The organism is Neisseria sp. P0001.S005 (assembly GCF_051963715.1).
In genome coordinates, this window is record NZ_JBQCTZ010000888.1 from 1 (window position 1) to 317 (window position 317).

General features: G+C 55.5%; 1 protein-coding gene. It reads right to left on the minus strand.

All coding sequences use genetic code 11. From position 1 onward, the window contains the following. A partial coding sequence (locus tag ACTHSP_RS23365; protein ID WP_440347163.1) for a hypothetical protein occupies positions 1–317 on the minus strand: 317 nt, incomplete at both ends.

Genomic DNA, 317 nt, shown 5'->3' on the forward strand with positions numbered 1-317 from the left:
GTGATTGTATGGGTACCGTCACCATTATCTACAACTTCACCTGTGATGCTGCCACCTTTTTCACCAGTGTCACCTTTTTCACCAGTGTCACCTTTGTCGCCTTTAGCGCCGGCTACGCCAGTGTCACCTTTATCGCCTTTGTCGCCTTTAGCGCCGGCTGCACCAGTGTCACCTTTAGCACCGGCTGCACCAGTATCACCTTTGTCGCCTTTAGCGCCGGCTGCACCAGTGTCACCTTTATCGCCTTTAGCGCCGGCTGCACCAGTGTCACCTTTATCGCCTTTGTCGCCTTTAGCGCCGGCTGCGCCAGTGTCACC